We start from the raw sequence: 19483 nt of genomic DNA, 5'->3' as shown, positions 1-19483 counted from the left end.
GATCGTATCGGGTCAGCGGCGGTTCAGCGGCGGGTCGGCCAGCCGCGCGAGTTCCAGCGCGGACTCCCGGAACCACTGGCGGGAGTCGGGATCCGTCATCCCCCACAGTGGATCGAACGTCGGCTGCCGCTCGGCCGGCACCTGCCACGGGTTGTAGGCGGAGAAGTCCCACGCCCGTGCGCCCCCGTGATGGCACAGGCGCCGTCGGACTCGCCGGGGTTCTTCACCCACAGGTACGCGTCGAGCAGCGGCACCCGGGTGTTCGTGGTCGGCCGCAGGCCCAGCCCTCGGCCGGGCGGGTTGCACCAGTTCCCCTCGGCGAGCAGGTTCACCACGTCGGGTGGCTGGTGGTACGGCGGGCCCGCGTACGCCCTCATCCAGTTCGGGCCCAGCGCGTTGCGGCTTGTGTCCAGGACGAACGGGGTGGTCGGCACCGCGCCGCCCATGTTCTGGGCGTACCACTCATCGGTCTTCCACCAGGTGCTGAAGTCGGTGTGGTCGGCGGGGTTGTACTGGCTGGCGCACAGCTTGTGCTGCCCGAGCCGCCAGCCGCCGTCCTCCGGGTTCTCCGCGAACGCCAGGCAGTTGGAGATCCAGGTGCCGAACTTCAGCTCGTGCGGCGTCGGCTGGAAGTTGGAGACGTTGAGGAAGAACCCCCGCGCCCGCTTGAGGCCGGCCTTGAGCAGCCGGTCGGTCGCCTCCTCGGTGCCCAGCCAGTCGCTGTGCGTGGCGTCCAGGTACAGGCGGGCGCCCGGCTGCCGGCCGATCCGGTCGACGGCGCCGTTGAGCGCGGCGAAGCGCTCTGCCGGGGAGGCGCCTGGCTGCGGGTTCCCGGCGTCGTCGGCCGGCCGGCACCACTCCTGCACGCCCCAGAGGTCGGTGTAGAACGGGATGAGGCCCAGCCCGTTCGGCTCCAGCAGGACGATGGCGCGGTGGTGGCCGATGCCGCTGGCGAACGCGTCGATCCAGGCAAGGTAGTCGGCCCGGTTCAGGGCCCCGCCGGCGTTGTACTGGGAGCAGTCGCGGAACGGCAGGTTGTACGCCACCAGCACCGGGACGGTGTCGCGTCTGGCGGCGGCCCGGACGGTGTTCCGGACCTCGGCCTTGACCTGTGCCGGAGTGCCGCCGGTGAACCACACCGCCTGCGGGGTTCCGACCATCGTGGCCAGCAGCGCGGCGTCGCGGGTCCGGCCGGCGCGGGCCAGCTCGGCGATGTGGGTGACCGCCCCGGCGTTGGGCGGCGGGGTGTAGAGCCGGGCGTTGCCCGCGAGGTGGGCGGGGCTGGCGTACGCGCCCGGTCCCACCTCCGGCGACATCAACAAGAGCGCGGCCATGCCGAGGACAGGCAGGGCACGCCGGAACGCTGTGCGGGTCATCATGTCTCCATGCGTGAAGGGGCTGATGCGGATGGCGGCCGCCGACACCACTGTGTGATATCGCGGGTACCATCGGTCACCGGCGCGATCACGTCCACATGATTGAGCACTGGCACGCTTGGTGTGTTCTTCGAGAGTGCTGTCGCCGGGCGTGTGAGCACGATCGAAGAGGCCGGGCTCGAGCGGTGATCACTCCTGGAGGACGGAGAGGATGTTGCCGGCCGGGTCCCGGAACCACGCGATCGGCGGGCCCTCGCCGCGGTAGACGCCCTTGACGTCGACGTGGTCGTACTTCTCGAAGCGCACGCCCCGCTCGGTGAGGCCGTCGACGGCCTCCTCGATGTCGTCGACCGGAAAGTTCAACATCGTGTACGTGGCCGGCTGGTGGTCCGGCTTGGGATACACCAGCACCTCGCGGTCTCCGGCCAGGCGCAGGTGGAGCATGCCGTACTGCTCGTACACGTCGAGCCCGAGCGTCTCGCCGTAGAACGCCTTGGCGGCCGAGATGTCGTCGACCGAGAATCCGCTGAACGCCTTGGATCCCGCGAGCATCGCCCCTCCTGTTACGAGTGCGCCGGCGCGGACGTGGTCTGCCGGGCCAGCGGATCGGTGAGATGGACAGCACGCCCGATGCGGCGGGCCTCGGCGAGCACGTCGTCACCCCATCGTGGCCACAGGCCGGCCAACCGGGACGTGATGATCACGGCGTCGACGCTCTGGTCCGCCAGCGGCGTACGGATGCCGATGGCGTGGTGACCGACGGCCTCGTGACCGGCGGCCAGCACTGCGGCGTCGAAGTCCAGCAGCACCGCGGCGGGCTGCGTTTCAGGCCGCGCGGGGCCCGCGCCGACGACCGCCACCCGGCCCGCCGGGGCTAGCCGGCGCAGCGTCTCGGCCAGCTCCGGCGCGGTGTCGACCGTCCTGGCCCGCTCCGTCCAGGACAGCAGGACCTGGTAGCACTCCTCCAGGTCGAGCAGGTCGCCGCTGCGCAACAGCTGCCAGACGAGCTCCATGGCCGGCTCCGGGTGCTTGCTGAGCAGCCGGCCGAGGTTGACCATGCATTCCGCCATGATCGCGTCCAGGTCGCGCTCGTGCGGCGCGTGCACCACCCACGCGGACCGGGTCAGCCGGAACCCGACCCCGTCCCGGTGCATCCGGTAGCCCAGGTCCAGGTCTTCCAGCCCCCAGCCGCGGTAGTCCTCGTCGAACCCGCCCACGGCCCAGAAGTCGTCGGCCCGTAGCGAGCAGTTGAGCGTCCAGAACAGCAGCCATGGCGCGGCCAGCCGGGTCAGGTCGAAGTCGCACGCGGCGAACTGGGGGTGCCGGGCGTCGGCGAACTGCGGCTGGTCCCGGAACGTGGCGACCACGTCCTCGGGCCGGGTCGCGAGGAGCGCCTCGGACAGTCCCGGCATGACCGACTCGACCTCGTAGCCGTGCGCGTACCCCACCACGGCCACCCGGGCGCCGCCGGCGTGCTCGGCGAGGTGCCGCTCCAGATGGTCTGGGCCGACCAGCGCCCCGGTGTCGAGGAACACCAGGATCGGCGCCCGCGCCAGGCGAGCGCCCGCGTTGCGCGCGGCCCCAGCACGGAATCCCTCGTCCGGCTGGAAGTGGTACCGCATCCGCAACGCGGACGCCGCGTCTTCGACGACCGCCCGGGTGTCGTCGGAGGAGCCGTCGTCCGAGACGATCACCTCGAACCGGTCCGCCGGCAGCCGTTGCCGGGCCAGGTTCTCCAGTGTCTGCCGCAGCAGCGCGCTGCGGTTGTACGTCGGGACGATGACCGACAGCTCCGGAGCGTCCTCACCTGAGGTCGACATCGAGATCCTTCGCGCTGGGAAGTCCTTCGGGGCAGGTCGTCAAGAGCAAGCCTGGTGGCCGGCCGGAGGTGGCGCATCTTCCAGATTGCTCTCATCCGCCCGCGACCGGCGGCTTCGGCGAGTCCCGCATTCGTGAAGATGCGTGAACAGTGACGAGTTTGTCACGCTGCGATGCACTCCGGTTCCGAGCACCGGCCGCCGTTTGGCGCCACGACAAGGAAGGAGTGCCCATGCATCATCGCTCGACGCGCGCGGGCGCGGTCCTGGCGTTGATGTGCGCCGCGAACCTGCTGGCCATCTTCGACACCGAGATCGTGGGGTGGGCCTGCCGTCCATCCAGCGCGATTTCGGCCTGTCCGCCACCGATACACAGTGGATAGTCAGCGCCGCCCTGCTCGCCTGGGGCGGGCTGCTGCTGCTTGGCGGGCGCACCGCCGACTACTTCGGCCGGCGCCGGGTCTTCATGCTCGGCCTCGCCCTGTTCCTCGTCACCTCGCTGCTGTCCGGCCTGGCGTGGAACGGCGGCGTGCTGATCGCGATGCGGGCGCTGCACGGCGTGTCCGCGGCCCTGATGTATCCGACGGCGCTGTCGATACTGGCGAACACGTTCACCGAGGGCCGGCCGCGCAACCGGGCGCTGGCGTTCTGGGCGGGCATGGGAGGCGTCGGATCCACCCTGGGCCTGTTGCTGGGCGGGGCGGTGGTCGACCGGATCGGCTGGCACTGGGGCTTCCTCCTGCAGGTGCCGATCACCGCGACGATGCTGGTGTTGTGCGTGGTCCTGCTGCCCGCCGACCGCGCGACCGACCGGCCCCGGACGATGGACATCGCCGGCGCGCTGACCGTCACGGCCGGCCTCGGCTTGATCGTTTACACGGTCGCCGAGGCACCCGCGGTGGGCTGGACCAGCGCGCGGACCCTCGGCATGACCGCCGTCGCGCTGGCCGCCCTGGCCCTGTTCGTGGTCGTCGAGTCGCGGTCGGCGGCGCCGCTGTTGCCGTTGCGGATGCTGCGGTCCCGGCTGCGGCTCGGCGGCAACGTGGTCATTTTCGTCGTCACCGCGATCGCCTTCTCGATGACGTATCTGTACGCGCTCTACGCCCAGCAGGTCCTGGGGTATTCGCCGCTGCGGTACGCCATCGCGGGCGCGGTCTTCCCGCTCACCGTCATCGTGGCGGCGTACCTCGGCCAGCTGGTGCTGCACCGCGTCGGGTACCGCCCGATCGCGGTGCTCGGGACGCTGCTGTTCGGCGCCGGTTCGCTCCTGTTCACCCGGGTGGCCGTGGACTCGCCGTACTTCGGGCTGAGCTTCTTCGGCCTGGTCCTGCTCGGCGCGGGCCTGGGCACCGGCACGCTGGCCGCCTCGGCTGCCGCACTGACCGATGTGGACGCCCGGGAGGCCGGCCTGGCATCGGGCGTCAACGCCGCCACGGTCATGATCGGCGGCGGGCTCGGCGTGGCCGTGGTGGCGACCATCGCGGCGTCGCGGACCGGCGACGCGACCTCGCCCGAGGCGCTCACCGAGGGCTTCCGGGCCGGGTTCACCGCCAGCGTCGTGATATCCGCCGTGGGACTGGTGCTCGCCGTGGCGCTGCTCGGCTCCCGGCGGCGCGGGAGCCGGACCACGGGCGTCCCGCTCACCATTCCCCAGCCTCGGTCCGGCGACACCGATCTGCCGTCGCTTCAGTCAACCGAGTCGTTTCAGTCAACCGAGTCGTTGCAGCCAAACCGAAAGGTGACGCCATGACCGAGCCCATCGATCTGGTCGTTCCCAACAACGGCGAGTTCAACGTGCGCAACCTCGCCGTCGACCTGGGCCCGCGGGGCGGCGGCGAATATCTGGAGTTCGGCAACTACCTGGCCGACCAGGCCGTCTTCTGGAGCACCGCGGACCGGGTGCTGCTCCTGCCGGCCGGGTACGACCCGCTGTGGTTCGCGGACGTGCACAAGGCGCTGCGGATGGCGCCCCCGCCCGTCGTGTCGCCGCGGCCGCGCACGAAACGGCTGCTGACCGACCTGCTGCACGACCCGTCCGCGCTGGCGGCGCTGCGCGAGGTGCTCGGCGGCCGGCCCGTACGGCTGCTGTCCTGGGGCGCGACCGCCGAACTGTTCCTGCTGGTGAACACGATCCGCAGCTGGGGGCAGACGGTGGAGGTCGACGGCGTCACCGAGGACAACCACTGGGCCAGCGTCTACCTCGACTCGAAGCTGAGCTGCCTGGACCTGGCCCGCGACCTCGGGATCAAGGTGGCCCGCTCGATCACCGTGACGAGTCGGGACGAGCTGCGCGGCGCGCTCGCCGCGATGCTGCGCCGGCACCCGCGCGCCATCGTCAAGAGCCCGTACGGCGTCGCCGGGCAGGGGTCGGCCGTGGTGGACGCCCGCGGGGACAGCGTGGCGCGCTTCTGGAGCACCATGCACGACGACCCCTACTTCCGCTCGTACCCGCTGATCGTGCAGGAGTTCGTCACGCACGCCCCGGGTCTGGGCTGCCCGGCGCTGGACTTCCGCGTCCACGAGAACGGCGTTTCGGACCTGGTGCTCAGCGCGGTGACCACTGTGGAGGGACACCTCTTCCACAGCGTCAACGTCGGTGTGGGGTCGATGCCGGCGGAAATGGCCGACCGCATCGTGCCGCTCGGCCATCGCATCGGCGCGGAGGCGGGCGCCCTGGGGTTCCGCGGCTGGCTGTGCGTCGACCTGATCGCCGGCGCCGACGGCGACATCTACCTGTCCGAGATCAACGCGGGGCGCAGCGGCGCGATGCACTCGATCGGGCTGCTGACCTCGTGGCGGGCCGAACAGGAACTGACCATGTCGTCGCACGACATGGCGGGTGTCACGGGGGCTAGTCCGGTGTCGTACCGCGACCGGGTGCGGCCGGCCTTCCGGCGCGCGTGGGCGGCCGGGGCGCGCGTGTACCCGACGGCGGTGCGCGGGCTGTCGTTCCCGCATCCGCTCATGGCACTGGTCGCGGCCGGCGCCAGTGCGGCCGAGGCCGAGCGGATCGTCCGCGAGATCCTCGCCGAGATCAACGCCTCGGCGGGTATTCCCCTGGTGAACTCGGTCAGCCACAGCTCATAGGAAACACGCCATCGTGATAGCCTCAAGCGGCTGCCGTCGATATCGGGATTCACCCCGACCGAGGAGACGACATGGGCAACTCGCTGCGATGCAGCGTGATTATTCCGACGTACAACCGAGCCGATCTCTTGGCGTACACGTTGGAGTCGCTGGCGCGGCAAAGCCTGCGTACCGACCAATTCGAGGTCCTGATCGGCGATGACGGTTCCACCGACGACACCGCTTCCGTCGTCGACCGCTACCGGGATCGTATTGACGTCAAGCGTTTCTTCCACGAGCATGACGGCTTTGGTGCCGCCCGGTCCCGCAACGAGTGCATCAGGCAGGCGGCCGGCGACATCTGCGTCATGCTCGATTCCGGGGTGCTGGCGCACTCCGGGTGCCTGGCCGCCCACGTGGCCAGCAACGACGCCTCACCGGGCCCGCTCGCGGTGATCGGCTATGTCTACGGGTTCGCCCTCCGCGACGACGACGCCCGCGAGATCGATCAGGTCATCGATCCGTGGGACGCCGACGCCACCATCGAGCGGATGACGGCCAAGCAGCTCTACCCCGACGTCCGCGACGAGTTCTACGAGCGGTACGACGACGACTTCGCCGACCTGCCGGCCCCCTGGGTGATGTATTGGTCGTGCAACGTCTCGGCCCGCACCGCCCAGGTGCGCGAGGTCGGCATGTTCGACGAACACTTCCGCACCTGGGGTGGCGAGGACCTCGACCTGGCGTACCGGTTGCACTGCGCGGGCGCCCGATTCGTGGTCAACCGGGCCGCCAGCGGCGTGCACCACCCGCACCCGAAGGACTTCGCGCAGGCGCTCGACACCGCGCTGGTCAACTACCAATACATGATCAAGAAATACCGTTCCCCGATCATGCCGTTGTTGCTGGCCATGCCGACGATCAACCCATTCAATATCAACGACGTCATTCCGGTGCTCGACCTTCCGCCGGACGCCGGCCTGGCGGACCGGCCGCGGGCCGCGTCATGACCTGGGTGAAGACCGCGCTCGCGGGATTCGCCAGCAGGTGGAGCATCGTCCGGATGCTGCCGCGCGCCGGCCTCGGCCTCGTCGCCGGCCTCGCGGCGATCAACGTACTGCTGGGTGTCCTGCCGGTGGTGTTCGTGGTCGCCACCAGCGTGGTGCTCGGGCAGGTGCCGGACGCGGTCACCGGTGGGCCGCGGTCTTCGGCCTGGCGGGAGATGCTCGTCATGTTCGGGGTGGCCGCGGCGGCGTTCGTCGGCCAGCAGGTCGTCGCGCCGTTCCAAGGCGCCCTCGGCGAGCTGATGGCCCGCCGGGTGGACGGGCAGATGTTCGACGACCTGATGGCCGCCGCCCTGCGCTCGCGGGGGATCGCCCCGCTGGAGGACCAGCAGGCGCTGCACGACCTGCGGATCGCCGTCGACGATGTGCAGTACGGCTTCCAGAGCCCCGGGCAGGCATGCGCCGGGCTGCTGGCGCTCGGCGCCCGATACGTGCAGCTGATCGGCTACGGGCTGGTCATCGCCGTGGCGTTCGCCTGGTGGGCGGCGCTCGCGCTGGTCCTCGTGGTCCTGCTGTTCCGGTACGGCCAGCGCAACGGCATCCGCGAGTACGCGCGGCTGCGGGTCGCTCTCGACGGACCCGAACGCACGATCGACTACCTGCGCGACCTGGGCATCCAGCCGGCCGCCGGCAAGGAGATCCGGATCTTCGGGCTGGCCGGCTGGCTCGCGTCGACGCTCGAACGGGCGTACCGGGACTGGCTGGCCCCGCTGTGGGTGGAGCGCCGGCGCCTCTATCTGTGGCCGTTCTTCCGGTACGCGGTGGTCGGGCTGCTGCTGTGCGGCCTCGTCTTCGCCGTCACCGGGGCCACCGCGGCCGACGAGCTCACCCTCACCGGCTTCGCGCTGGTCATGCAGGCCGGTCTCGGGGCGCTGCGGCTCTCCGAGTTCTACCCCGAGGTGGACAACCAGATCGCGATCGGGATGACCGCGTACGAGTCGGTCCAGAGCTTCGCGGCGCGGGTCGACGCGTACCCGGCCGAGGTGCGCGACGGCGCGTCGGGGCACAACGGTCCCGCCGGCACGGGCGCGGTGCCCGACCCGGTCTCCACGATCCACTTCGACCGGGTGTCCTTCGCCTACCCGCAGCGCGACCGGCTGATCTTCGACGGATTCGACCTCACGATCCCGGTGGGGCGCTGCACCGCGATCGTCGGCCTGAACGGAGCCGGCAAGACCACGCTGGTCAAGCTGCTGGCGAGGCTGTACGAGCCGACCGGCGGCGCGATCCGGGTCGACGGCGTCGACATCCGCACGTACCCGGTCGCGGACTGGCGCGGCAAGCTCGGCGTGATCTTCCAGGACTTCGCCCGCTACGAGATCTCCGCCGCGGCCAACATCGGCTACGGCGCGGTCGGCGAGGCCGCCGACCAGGCCGGGATCCGGGCCGCGGCCGCCGCCGCCAACATCGCCGACGATCTGGAACGGCTACCGCGTGGCCTGGACACGCCGCTGACCAAGCAGGCGGCCGGCGGCACCGACCTGTCCGGCGGCCAGTGGCAGCGGGTCGCCCTGGCCCGGGCCGTGTTCGCGCTGCGGCACGGTTCGCCCGTCGTCGTACTGGACGAGCCGACCGCGAGCCTCGACGTGCGTGCCGAGGCGCGCTTCTTCGACGAGTTCGCCGAGCTGACCCAGGGCGCCACCACGCTGCTGATCTCCCACCGGTTCTCCACGGTGCGGCGGGCCGACCTCATCGTCGTGCTCGACGAGGGCAAGGTCGCCGAGCAGGGCAGCCACGAGGAGCTGATGGCACACGCCGGGCGATACGCGGAGCTGTTCCGGCTGCAAGCGGACCGGTTCAGCGACGTCGACCAGACCGAGGGAGTGGCGACGTGATCAACGTGCTCGCCGGGTGCCGGCAGCTGCTGCACACCGCGTGGCGGATGGACCGCGCCCGGACGGTCTTCTCGATCATCCTCATGGTCTGCGGCGCGGTCGCCGCCCCGCTGCTGGCCGTCGGCCTCGGGTGGATGACCGACGCGGTCGTGGGCGGCCGGTGGCGGGAGGCCGCCTGGAACGGCGCGCTCGTCGCCGTGCTGGGCATCGTGTCGCTCACCTTCAGCCACTTCGCGCACATCCTCTACTTCGAACTGTCCGAACTGGCCGAGATCGACTTCGACAAGCAGCTGATCGCCCTCTCCAACGGGACCGTGGGCATCGCGCACCACGAGCGGGCCGAGCAGGCCGACTCGCTGACCGTCCTGCAGCACGAGAGCCGGCGGTTCCGCACCGGGCTGGAGGCGCTGCTCAACGGGATGGGCCTGGCCCTCGCCATGGTGCTCACCGCCGTGCTGCTGGCCCGGCTGCACCCGCTGCTCCTGCTGCTGCCGCTCGCCGCGATCCCGCCGCTGTTCACCGGCCGCGTCGCCGAGGGGCGCCTCGACGCCGCCAAGACCAAGACCGCCGAGCCGGTCCGCCTGGCGCTGAACCTCTTCGGGCTGGCCACCTCGTCCCGCCACGCCGGGGAGGTCCGGGTCTTCCGGCTGGAGGACGAGCTGCGCCGCCGGCGGGCCGAGCTGTGGGAGCAGGCCACCGGCGGGCTGCATCGCGCGCAGCTGGCCGCGGCCGGGATCCGGGTCGCCGGCCAGCTGGTCTTCGCGGCCGCGTACGTCGGTGGGGTGCTCCTGATCCTGCGGGACGCGGCGAACGGCCGGCACAGCGTCGGCGACGTGGTCCTGGCCGTCGCCCTGGCCGCCCAGGTCAACCAGCAGGTCACGTTGGCGGTCGCGCTGATGCAGGACCTGCAGCGGATGGCCAGCGCATACCGCCGGATGGACCACATCCGAGCCGCGGTGGGCGCGCCGGGCCTCGCCGAGCAGCCGCCGCCGGACCGGCTGCGCGAGGGAATCGTCCTTTCCGGCGTCGCCTTCAGCTATCCGGCCAGCGAGGCCACCGCGCTCCGCGACGTCGACCTCACCCTCCCGGCCGGCTCCATCGTGGCGTTCGTCGGCGAAAACGGGGCCGGCAAGACCACCCTGGTCAAGCTGCTGTGCGGGTTCTACCAGCCGACCGGCGGCCGGGTGCTCGTCGACGGTGTCGACCTGCGCGCGCTGCCGATGCCGGCCTGGCGGCAGCGGATCGCGGCCGGATTCCAGGACTTCGTCCGGTACGAGTTCCTGGTCCAGCAGGCGGTGGGAGTCGGCGACCTGGCGCGGATCGACGACGCCGGCGCGGTGCGGGCGGCCCTGGACCGCGCCCGCTCCGCCGACGTGCTCGACCACCTTCCAGACGGCCTGCGGAGCCAGCTGGGCAAGAGCCACGCCGACGGGGCGGAGCTGTCCGGCGGCCAGTGGCAGAAGATCGCGCTGGGCCGCGCGCTGATGCGCGACACCCCGCTGCTGCTGGTGCTGGACGAGCCGACGTCCGCGCTGGACCCGCAGGCCGAGCACGCCCTTTTCGAGCGGTACGCCGAGCAGGCCCGCCGGGTGGGCGAGACGACCGGCGCGATCACGGTCCTGGTGTCGCACCGGTTCTCGACCGTGCGGATGGCGGACCAGATCGTCGTCGTGCGGGACGGGCGGGTCGCCGAGGTGGGCAGCCACGCGGAGTTGGTGCGCCGCGGCGGGCAGTACGCCGAGCTGTACGCCCTGCAGGCCCAGGCGTACCGGTAACAGCCGCTAGCGGGCGTCCACCAGGCCGGCGCGGATGGCGTTGATGGCGGCGGTCGTCCGGTTCGGCGAGTGCAGCTTGAGCATGATGCTGGCGACCAGGCGCTTGGCGCCGTGGCTGGAGATGGCGAGCCGGCGGGCGATCTGCTTGTTGCTGAGCCCTTCGACCAGCAGGGTGAGCGCCTCGGTCTCCCGGACGGTCAGGCTGACCGTGCAGCCGTGGGCGCCGAGGCCCGGATCGTCGGCCTGGGCGAGCAGGGCCTGGGTCAGCGCGGGCGGCATCGGCAGCTCGCCGCGCCGGCTGCGGCGCAGCGTGTCGACCAGCAGCTCCGCGCTCAGGTGCTGCTGCGAGACGTACCCGTCGGCGGGGATCGACGCGTAGCGCACCAGTTCGGCCGTGGACGCCTCGTCGACCAGGACGATGACCCGCCCCGGACGGCCCGCCGCCAGCCAGGGCGCCGCCGGGACGGCGACGACGAGGCAGTCGGCGCCGCCGATGCCCAGCAACTCCGCGTACTCCTCCGGGGAGCCGCAGCGGTACACCATCTTCACGTCCGGCACGCCGTCCAGGATCGCCTCGATGCCCCGGCCGAGCACCTCGTTGTGCACCAGGATGGCGACGCTGATCGCGTCACCGACCACGTCCAGGCTGCTGTCCACTGGCGACCTCCCAGGTATTCGGCGACATAATCATCGTGCTATCGCCGGCCGTGCACCTCATCTCCTGTAGTGCGCGACCTGGTAGGTATACAGTGGACGGTCTGCGTTAGGCGCCGACCAGCGCGTACGCTCGGACCGGGAAGGTGCCCATCCCGGCGACCGCGACCGGCGCGGCGTGCAGCCGGAAACCCGCCGGTGGCAAGCGATCCAGCCCGCACATGTGCTCCAGGATCGGGATGCCGGCGGCCAGCAGGCCGGTGTGCGCCGGGCGGGTCAGGTCGGCCATGTCGTCGATGTTGACCGAGTCGATGCCCACCACGGCCGGCTGCCGCGCGACCAGCCAGTCGACCGCGTCCGCGCGGAGGAACGGGTGCCCGGCCGCGCCGTACGCCGGGGTGTCCCAGTGCCGGTCCCACCCGGTGCGCACGAGCACCGCCCGGCCGGTGACATCCAGGTCGGCGAACCACTTCGCGGAGATCCCGGGCGGGTCCGCGTCGACGGCGTCGACCAGGACGCCCGGCACGTCGACCAGCCGGGACAGCGACACCCGGGCAAGGTCGTCGCCGCCGGCGTACCGGTGAAAGGGGGTGTCCAGGTACGTGCCGGTGTTGGCCACCAGGGTGATCCGGCCGATCTGGAACTCGGTGCCCGGCGCGTACCGCTCGCGCGACGCCGTACGGGACAGGTGGTCCTCGATGTACGGGCCGGGCAGGCCGGGGTACGTCGTCATCCCGTGCCGGACCACGTGGGAGAGCTCGACCAGGACGCTCATAGCTGTCACCTTGCGCGACCGTGCCCGGCCGGCGGAAGGCCAGGATGTCCGGCATCTCGACCTAGCCACCTGGCCAGGTCGCAAAGGCAGGCAGACGCCGCGGGGGCGCGGGAGTTTGACTGGCGTTGATACCCGGCCCCGCCGAAGAGCCGGCCCGCCGAAGAGGATGGACCGAGATGACCACCGTCAACGAGACGCCGGCCGTGACCCGGTCCGCCGCCGAGCTGGAGGAGCTCGACCGGCGGGTGTTGCTGCACCCCCATCAGAACGGGGCGCAGCACGAACGCAGGACGATGGTGCGTGGCTCCGGCTGCCTGGTATGGGACGCGCGTGGCGTCGAGCTGCTGGACGTGATGGGCGGCGGCAACTGGGTCGCCCAGGTGGGCCACGGCCGTACCGAGCTGGCCGAGGCCGCGGCCCGGCAGATGGGCACGCTGGAGTACTTCACCGGCTTCGACATCTTCGCCAACGACCAGTCCCTCATGCTCGCCGAGCGCCTGGTCGCGCTGGCGCCGGACGGGCTGGATCGGGTGTTCTTCACCAACGGCGGCTCGGAGGGCGTGGAGACCGCCATCAAGTTCGCCCGGCTCTACCATCACCACCGCGGCGAACCCGACCGGACCTGGGTCATCTCCCGGCACTTCGCCTACCACGGCACCACGTACGGCAGCGGCACCGCCACCGGCTTTCCCGGCATGCACCAGGGGATCGGCCTGGGGCTGCCGCACGTGGCCAAGGTGTCGCCGGCCCACCCCTACCGGGCGCCGGATCTGGCTCCCGGCCGGGACCTCACGGACTTCCTGCTGGACGAGTTGGCCGGCACCATCGACCAGATCGGGGCCGGCAACATCGCCGCGATGATCGGCGAGCCGGTGATGGGCGGCGCGGGAATCCTCATCCCACCGGCGGACTACTGGCCGCGAGTGCGCGAGCTGTTGGCCCGCCACGGCATCCTGCTGATCGCCGACGAGGTGGTGACCGGCTTCGGCCGTACCGGCGCCTGGTTCGACTCCGCCGTGCGCGGCATGCGCGCCGACATCGCCGTCGTGGCCAAGGGCCTGACCAGCGGGTACGCCCCGTTGGGCGCGGTGCTGGTGCGCGACGAGATCGGGGAGACCGTCGCCGGTGGGGACGCCTACCTCTTCCACGGGCACACGTACTCGGGCCACGCCACCGCGTGCGCGGTCGCGCTGGCCAACCTCGACCTCGTGGACCGCGAGCAGTTGGTGGGCCGGTCCGCGACGGTGGGGGAGTGGTTCGGCGCCGCGCTGGCGCCGCTGGGCGACCGGCCCCACGTCGGTGAGGTGCGGATCGCCGGGGCGACCGTGGGCATCGAACTGGTCGCCGACCGCGGCACCCGGGAGCCGCTGATGGCCGGCGCGGTGGCCCGCGAGCTGCGCGACGTGCACCGGGTGGTGGCGCGCGACTACGGCAACACGCTCGTGATGGCCCCGCCGCTGGTCATCTCGCAGCCGCAGGTCACCCGGGCCGCCGAGGCGGTGGCCGAGGTGATCTCCCGGCTCGGGGCCGGTGGCGAACTCGCCGGGAGGTCGAGATGAATCCACAGTCGACAGACACGTCCGTCACGCCGTTCCGGATCGACGTGCCGCAGGAGGCCGTCGACGACCTGCGCGACCGGATCGCGGCGACCCGCTGGCCGGCCGAGCCGTACGGCGGCGGCTGGAGCCGCGGCGTGCCGGGCGGATACCTGCGGGAGCTGGCCGAGCACTGGCGCACCGGCTACGACTGGCGCGCCGCGGAGGCGGAGCTGAACCAGTTTCCGCAGTTCACCACGCACGTTGACGGCGTCACCATGCACTTCCTGCACGTCCGGTCGCCGGAGCCGGACGCGTTGCCGCTGGTGCTGGCGCACGGGTGGCCGGGGTCGATCGCGGAGTTCGTCAAGGTGATCAAGCCGCTGACCGATCCGCGGGCGTGCGGCGGCGACCCGGCCGACGCGTTCCACCTGGTCGTCCCGTCGCTGCCCGGGTTCGCGTACACCGGCCCGCTGCGCGAGACGGGCTGGAACGTCACCCGGATGACGCGGGCGGTGGCCGAGGTGATGCGCCGGCTCGGCTACGACCGGTACGGCGCGCAGGGCGGCGACTTCGGCTCGGCGGTGGCCCTCGAGCTCGGCTTCGTCGACCCCGAGCACATCGTCGGCGCGCACATCAACATGCTGATGACCGGGCCCGCCGACCCGGCGGAGCTGGCCGAGCTGGACGAGGCCGACCAGGCGCGGATGGCCCGGCTGGCGCGCTTCAACGAGGAGCTGTCCGGCTACCAGAAGGTCCAGATCACCCGGCCGCAGACGATGGCGTACGCGCTGACCGACTCGCCGGTCGGCCAGCTGGCCTGGGTCGTGGATCTGTTCAAGGAGTGGAGCGACTGCGCCGACTCGCCCGAGGAGGCGCTGGACCGCGACCAGATGCTCACCAACGTGAGCCTGTACTGGTTCACCGCGACCGCCGGCTCCTCGGCCCAGATCTACCGGGAGGAAGCCGCGACGCTGCCGGTCAGCGACGTGCTCGCCCGCCCGGTCGCCAACCCGGTGCCGCTGGGCGTCGCGGTGTTCGGCCGCGACGTGGTGCTGCCGGTACGCCGCTTCGCCGACCGCGAGTTCCCGAACATCCAGCAGTGGACCGAGTACGACCGCGGCGGCCACTTCCCCGCGATGGAGCGGCCCGACGTGCTGGTCGACGACGTGCGCGCGTTCTTCCGGCGGGAGCTGACCCCGGCCGCCGAGGCGGGGAGGTGACCACGGTGGACGCCGAGGAGTACGACTACGTGATCGTGGGGGCCGGGACGGCGGGCTGCGTGCTCGCCGCCCGGCTCACCGAGGACCCGGACGTGACGGTGTGCCTGATCGAGGCGGGCCCGACCGACGACACGGACAGCATCCGCATCCCGGCGGCCGGCGGCAAGCTGTGCCGCTCCCAATACGACTGGGACTACGACAGCCACGACGAGCCGACCCTGAACGGCCGCCGGCTGTACCTGCCGCGCGGGCACGTGCTCGGCGGCACGAGCGCGATGAACGGCATGGTGCACATCCGGGGCAACCCGCTGGACTTCGACGAGTGGTGCCAGCCGGGCTGGACGTACGACGCCATGCTGCCGTACTTCCTGCGCAGCGAGGACAACGAGCGCGGCGCGTCGGCGTACCACGGCGTGGGTGGCCCGCTGCCGGTCGCCGAGGGCCGCTCGCACAACCCGATGGCGACCGCGTTCGTCCAGGCCGCCATCGAGGCCGGCTTCGCCGCCAACGACGACTTCAACGGCCCGACCCAGGACGGCTTCGGCCGCTATCAGGTCAACCAGCGCGACGGGCGCCGGTGCAGCGCCGCGGCGGCGTACCTGCACCCGGTTTCCGGCCGGCCGAACCTGACCGTGCGCACGCACCTGCAGGTGCACCGGATCCTCCTCCAGGACGGCGTGGCCCGCGGCGTGCGCTGCCAGCGGCTGGACGAGACCATCGACGTACGCGCCGGCCGCGAGGTCATCGTGTCGGCGGGGCGTACAACTCGCCGCAACTGCTGATGCTCTCCGGCATCGGCCCGGCCGACCGGCTCGCCGCGCTCGGCATCCCGGTCCTGGCCGACCTGCCCGACGTCGGGCGCAACCTGCAGGACCACCCGGCCACCTATCTCGTCTTCACCCACGACGAGCCGGTCAGCCTGCTCGCCGCCGGACAGGAACGCTACGTCCGGCAGTTCGAAGTGGACGGATCGGGACCGCTGTCGTCCAACGTGCCGGAGGCCGGCGGGTTCGTCCGCACGCGGCCGGACCTGCTCGCCCCGGACGTGCAGTTCCACGTGCTGCCGGTGATGTTCGTCGACTGCGCCCTCGGCGTGCCGACCGAGCACGGCATCTCGTTCGGTCCGTGCGTGCTGCGGCCGTACAGCCGGGGCGAGGTCAGCCTCGCGTCCGACGACCCCACCGCGAAGCCGCGCATCCGGTGCCGCTACTACACCGACGCGTCGGACCTTTCGACCATGCTCGCGGGCGTGCGGACCGCGCTGGCGATCGCCCGGCAGAGCGCCCTGTCCCCGTACACGGTGCGGCCGTGGGCCTATCCGGCGTCCGACTCCGACGCCGACCTGACGGCGTTCGTCCGGGCGCACACGCAGTCGATCTTCCACCCGGCCGGGACGTGCGCGATCGGTCCGGTGCTCGACCCGGAGCTGCGCGTGCACGGCGTGGCCGGTCTGCGGGTGGTGGACGCGTCGGTCATGCCCCTGGTGCCGCGCGGCAACACCAACGCGCCGACCGTCGCCGTCGCCGAGCGCGCGGCCGACCTCATCCGCGCTGCCGCGTCCGAACCCGCGCTCGCCGCCACCGGCGCCGAGTCCCCGTAGCCGTCACCGCACGACCCCTTTCTGGAGGATCCCATGGGTGCAAACCTCGGCGCACGTGCCGTCGTGCTCGGCGGTGGAATGGCGGGCCTGACCGCGGCCCGGGTGCTGGCGGACCGGTACGCCGAGGTCGTCCTCGTCGAGCGGGACGCCATCACCGGGGTGACCGGCGAGCGGCAGGGCGTCCCGCAGGGCCACCACGCGCACGCCCTGCTGGCCCGCGGCCACGAGGTCATGGAGCAGCTGTTTCCCGGCATGCAGGACGACCTGACCGCGAACGGCGCGCTCGTCGGCGACCTGTCCGGCGACCTGCGCTGGTACTTCCGCGGGCGCGCGCTGCAACAGGCGTACTCGGGAGCCATCAACGTGTCCGCGAACAGGCCCACGCTGGAGGCGTACATCCGGTCCCGGGTCCTCGGACTGTCCAACGTGGTACTTCGTGAGCGCACTATCGTACGTGGACTGACGACGACCCCCGGCCACGGCCGGGTCACCGGCGTACTCCTGGTCGGCGACGACGCCGACCCGCGGCCCGAGACGCTCGCCGCGGACCTGGTGGTCGACGCCACCGGCCGGGGCAGCCGGACACCGGCCTGGCTGGCCGAGTTCGGGTACGAGCGGCCGGACGAGGAGAAGGTGAAGATCGACCTCGCCTACACGTCGCGGTACTTCAAGCTCACCACCGACCCGTTCGGCCTCGACCTGGCCATCAACACCGTGCCGCACCCGGAGAACCTGCGCGGCGCCTTCTTCGGCCGGTTCCCCGACAGCGTGGCCCTACTGTCCCTGACCGGGATGCTCGGCGACCATCCGCCGCGCGACCCGGAGGGGTTCCTGGAGTACGCCCGGACGCTGGACGCCCCGGAGATCTACGAGGCGGTACGCGTCGCCGAGCCGATGACCGAGCCGGTGTCGTTCCGGGTGCCGGCCAGCGTTCGCCGCCGGTACGAGAAGCTGGCCCGCTTCCCGGATGGCCTGCTGGTCATCGGCGACGGGGTGTGCGCCTTCAACCCGGTGTACGGCCAGGGGATGACGGTGGCCACGATGGAGGCCGAGGCGCTGGCGGGGCACCTCGCCGGGGGAGCCGTACGGCCCAAGGAGTTCTTCCGCGCGATCGAGTCCATCGTGGACATCCCCTGGGAGACCTCCGTCGGCGGCGACCTGGCGCTGCCCGGCGTCGAGGGGCGGCGCACCGCCAAGGACAAGTTCGGCGGCGCGTTCATCGGCCGCCTGCACACCGCGGCGCAGCGCGACGGCAGCCTCACCAGCGCGTTCTTCCGCGTCGCCGGCCTGCTCGACCCGCCGCAGGCGCTGATGAAGCCGGGCCTGGCCATCCGCGCGCTGCGCACCGCCCGCCAGGTCGACGCCGAGGCGGTCCCGGCGACCGCGCCGGACGCCGTGGTCGGCGAGCGGGCCGTCGTGGTCGGCGGCAGCATCGCCGGCACGCTCACCGCCCGCGTGCTCGCCGACCACTACCGCGAGGTGGTCGTCGTCGACCGCGACGAGGTGCTCGGGATCAGCCAGCCCCGCCGCGGCACCCCGCACACCGCCCACGCCCACGGCCTGCACGGGCGCGGCTACCTCATCCTCGCCGAGCTCTTCCCCGGGCTGCGGGCCGACCTGCAGACCAGGGAGTGCCGGTGGGCGACCTGGGCGAGATGCGCTGGTACTTCGACGCGCGCCTGCTCCAACCGGCGCGCACCGGCCTGCTGTCGATCACCGCCCAGCGTCCGGTGCTGGAGGACTACCTGCGCTCCCGGGTGGCCGCGCTGCCCAACGTGCGGTACCTGCAGCGCACCGAGCTGACCCGCTACCTGGTCACCGCCGACAACAGCCGGGTCACCGGGGTGGCGCTGCGCGACGCGGTGACGGAGCAGGAGAGCACCCTCGACGCGGACCTCGTCGTCGACACCACCGGGCGCGGCTCGCGTACCCCGGTGTGGCTGGAGCAGTTGGGGTACGCCCGGCCCGCCGAGGAGCGCATGAAGATCGGGCTGGCGTACACGACCAGGCTGTACCGCAAGCGGCCGGAGATGTTCGGCGGCACGCAGTCCATCAACCCGGTGGCTTCCCCCGCGCATCCGCGCGGCGCCTTCTTCGGCCAGGTCAGCCAGGACGAGTGCATCCTGTCCCTCACCGGCATCCTGGGCGACCAACCACCGTCCGACCCGGATGGCTTCCTGGAGTTCGTGCGCTCGCTGCCGGTGCCCGACATCTACGACGCGGTGCACGACGCCGAGCCGCTCACCGACCCGGTGAGCTTCACGTTCCCCGCCAGCGTGCGCCGGCGGTACGAGAAGCTGTCCCGGTTCCCGGACCGGCTGCTCGTCCTCGGCGACGCGGTGTGCAGCTTCAACCCGGTGTACGGCCAGGGGATGACCGTCGCGGCGATGGAGGTCATGGCGCTGCGCACGCTGCTGCTGCGCAACGAGCCGCCGGACTCGCGCGAGTTCCTGCGCCGGATCGGCAAGATCGTGGACGTGCCGTGGCAGATCTCCACCAGCGGCGACCTGGACTTCCCCGAGGTGCCCGGGAAGCGCCCGGCGATGGTGCGGTTCGGCAACAAGTACATGGCCCGCCTGCAGTACGCGGCGACCCAGGAACCCTCGATCACCACGGCGTTCATGCGCGTGGCCGGCCTCGTCGACCCGCCCACCGCGCTGATGCGGCCGGGACTGGTCCGCCGGGTGCTCCGGCTGTCCCGCGAGCTAAGGTCCGCGCGGCCCGCCACGCCGGCCGGGCGGGTCACCGCGTCCACCTGACAGA

General features: G+C 71.9%; 12 protein-coding genes and 3 pseudogenes. 10 read left to right on the top strand and 5 right to left on the bottom strand.

The features are described from left to right. Positions 1-95: 95 nt before the first annotated feature. The 3 genes from Prum_RS47965 to Prum_RS47955 form a co-directional block, all read right to left on the bottom strand. The gene (locus Prum_RS47965; RefSeq protein ID WP_173086294.1) at positions 96-1376 is read right to left on the bottom strand and encodes a glycoside hydrolase family 6 protein; all 1281 of its coding nucleotides are present in this window, start codon (positions 1374-1376) and stop codon (positions 96-98) included. 189 nt (positions 1377-1565) lie between these two features. Beyond that, positions 1566-1928: a VOC family protein gene (locus Prum_RS47960; protein WP_173086292.1), complete on the bottom strand. Its 363-nt coding sequence runs from the start codon at positions 1926-1928 to the stop codon at positions 1566-1568. A gap of 11 nt (positions 1929-1939) precedes the next feature. Continuing rightward, on the bottom strand, positions 1940-3196 hold the full coding sequence (locus Prum_RS47955) for a glycosyltransferase (RefSeq protein WP_173086290.1): 1257 nt from the start codon (positions 3194-3196) through the stop codon (positions 1940-1942). 319 nt (positions 3197-3515) lie between these two features. On the opposite strand from Prum_RS47955, the gene Prum_RS47950 reads away from it, so the two are divergent. From Prum_RS47950 to Prum_RS47930, 5 genes are all read left to right on the top strand, one after another. Then, entirely contained in the window at positions 3516-4943 is a 1428-nt protein-coding gene (locus tag Prum_RS47950; RefSeq protein WP_173086288.1) for an MFS transporter, read from the top strand. Next, the gene (locus Prum_RS47945) at positions 4940-6280 is read left to right on the top strand and encodes an ATP-grasp domain-containing protein (protein WP_173086286.1); all 1341 of its coding nucleotides are present in this window, start codon (positions 4940-4942) and stop codon (positions 6278-6280) included. Before Prum_RS47950 ends, Prum_RS47945 begins: the two co-directional genes overlap by 4 nt. 71 nt (positions 6281-6351) lie before the next feature. After that, positions 6352-7269: a glycosyltransferase gene (locus Prum_RS47940; protein WP_173086284.1), complete on the top strand. Its 918-nt coding sequence runs from the start codon at positions 6352-6354 to the stop codon at positions 7267-7269. After that, complete coding sequence (locus tag Prum_RS47935) at positions 7266-9158, top strand: ABC transporter ATP-binding protein (RefSeq protein WP_173086282.1); 1893 nt, start codon at positions 7266-7268, stop codon at positions 9156-9158. Before Prum_RS47940 ends, Prum_RS47935 begins: the two co-directional genes overlap by 4 nt. Then, positions 9155-10933 (top strand): ABC transporter ATP-binding protein, encoded by a 1779-nt coding sequence (locus tag Prum_RS47930; protein ID WP_173086280.1) that lies wholly within the window; start codon positions 9155-9157, stop codon positions 10931-10933. The genes Prum_RS47935 and Prum_RS47930 overlap by 4 nt, the downstream gene beginning before the upstream one ends. Before the next feature lie 6 nt (positions 10934-10939). Here Prum_RS47930 and Prum_RS47925 read toward each other — a convergent pair whose 3' ends face one another. Continuing rightward, complete coding sequence (locus Prum_RS47925) at positions 10940-11590, bottom strand: response regulator transcription factor (RefSeq protein WP_173086278.1); 651 nt, start codon at positions 11588-11590, stop codon at positions 10940-10942. 106 nt (positions 11591-11696) lie between these two features. Further along, positions 11697-12362, bottom strand: coding sequence for a cyclase family protein (locus tag Prum_RS47920; RefSeq protein WP_173086276.1), 666 nt, complete (start codon positions 12360-12362; stop codon positions 11697-11699). Between the two features lie 176 nt (positions 12363-12538). Here Prum_RS47920 and Prum_RS47915 point away from each other — a divergent pair, with 176 nt between their 5' ends. The 5 genes and pseudogenes from Prum_RS47915 (at position 12539) to Prum_RS54800 (ending at position 19479) form a co-directional block, all read left to right on the top strand. Next, entirely contained in the window at positions 12539-13921 is a 1383-nt protein-coding gene (locus Prum_RS47915) for an aminotransferase family protein (RefSeq protein ID WP_173086274.1), read from the top strand. After that, positions 13918-15120, top strand: coding sequence for an epoxide hydrolase family protein (locus Prum_RS47910; RefSeq protein ID WP_173086272.1), 1203 nt, complete (start codon positions 13918-13920; stop codon positions 15118-15120). The genes Prum_RS47915 and Prum_RS47910 overlap by 4 nt, the downstream gene beginning before the upstream one ends. A 5-nt stretch (positions 15121-15125) precedes the next feature. Next, positions 15126-16720, top strand: a pseudogene (locus tag Prum_RS47905) (GMC family oxidoreductase). A gap of 33 nt (positions 16721-16753) precedes the next feature. Further along, a pseudogene (locus Prum_RS54805) lies at positions 16754-17782 on the top strand (FAD-dependent oxidoreductase); the annotation flags it as partial. A 333-nt stretch (positions 17783-18115) separates the two neighbouring features. Then, positions 18116-19479: pseudogene (locus Prum_RS54800) on the top strand (FAD-dependent oxidoreductase). The last annotated feature ends 4 nt before the right edge of the window (positions 19480-19483 follow it).

Origin of the sequence: Phytohabitans rumicis (assembly GCF_011764445.1) — a bacterium.
Lineage (GTDB): Bacteria > Actinomycetota > Actinomycetes > Mycobacteriales > Micromonosporaceae > Phytohabitans > Phytohabitans rumicis.
Note: the sequence above shows the minus strand (reverse complement) of the source record. Positions and strands in the feature narration are given on the sequence as shown.